Annotated in this window: 1 protein-coding gene and 1 pseudogene; both read left to right on the top strand. The window is 26.4% G+C overall.

The genetic code is table 11. The features are described 5' to 3' along the window. Positions 1–660 (top strand): annotated as a pseudogene (locus RI01_RS02480) (effector); the annotation flags it as partial. A 67-nt stretch (positions 661–727) separates the two neighbouring features. Then, a complete protein-coding gene (locus RI01_RS02475) occupies positions 728–1,084 on the top strand; it encodes an SVM family protein (RefSeq protein WP_017193093.1) in 357 nt (118 codons plus the stop codon). Positions 1,085–1,173 lie beyond the last annotated feature (89 nt).

Genomic DNA, 1,173 nt, shown 5'->3' with positions numbered 1-1,173 from the left:
CTTCTTTTTTTAATTATTGGTTTTATTGTTTTTATTGTTTTAACCGAAAAAAAAATCAATAAATTACCAAAAGAAAAAATTCCTATTTTAAAAGAAACCGCATTAGAAAACATCGAATAATGGTATGACGATAATAAAAAACGTACAATGATTAAAGCCAAATACACCTTCGATGGCCTTAATGGAATTGGTTATTATGAACAACAACTTCAAGAAAAAAAAGGTAGTCATAACGATATTTCAATCGCTCAAGAACGCCTCGAAACACAAAAAGAACCCTCTAACTTAGCTTATTACATCGAAGACCGTTATCCCTTCGACCTTTGGAAGGAAAACTCAGCGAACGCATTTGAATATTCTAGTTTTGATACTGAAATAGACAGTCAATTAAATTTATATATTAAATTAGAAAAACAATTCAAAGAAAACTCAAGTGGCAACTGTTTAATCCTTAAATACCAAGGCCCTAAACACTTCTTAGATGAAGATAAAGACTACTATCTTGGCCGTGCTCATGTTTCTAATTCCAATCTCGAATTAACCCATTTTCACCTCCATTTCAACCCTGTCCGTAAAACCTTGTCGATTTACCAAGGTAAACAAAATAACGATAAATCCAAAGAAGTCGAATATAAACAAAGAACCAGCGATGACTGGTGATAAAATTCAACAACTTCCAATATGTTAAAATATAAAGGAATAAAAATTAAAGGAGATTTAATTAATAATGTGTAAATTAAAAAATCAATTTAAAATAATAAGTATTTATTTATTTGTTTTATTAGGATTTTTTTTAATTTTTAATACTAAATATTTGCATGCTTTTCCTGGTATAGATTTAGACGCAAGAAAACATCAACTTGAAGAAGAAATAAATACTTTAATGATAGAATTAACTAACGTTTTTAATGATACTAATTTAGAATCTCAAACACGTTTCAACAGAATGGTTACTATTTCAAACAGATTAGAAACAACCAGTAATCAACTTTCAATGATAAATCAACAAATTTTCATTAGAAACCAATATAATTTACAAAGACAAATCAACCAAAATCAATCAAGTAATCATAGAAGACGTTAAAATAATTTAAAGTATGTTTTATTTTTTTATTATAATATCAAAGGAGATTTAATTAATGTTTAAATTAAAAAATCAATTTAAAATAATAA

Source organism: Italian clover phyllody phytoplasma str. MA1 (genome assembly GCF_000300695.1).
Classification (GTDB): Bacteria; Bacillota_I; Bacilli_A; order Acholeplasmatales; family Acholeplasmataceae; genus Phytoplasma.
This window is presented reverse-complemented; position numbering and strand designations above follow the sequence as displayed.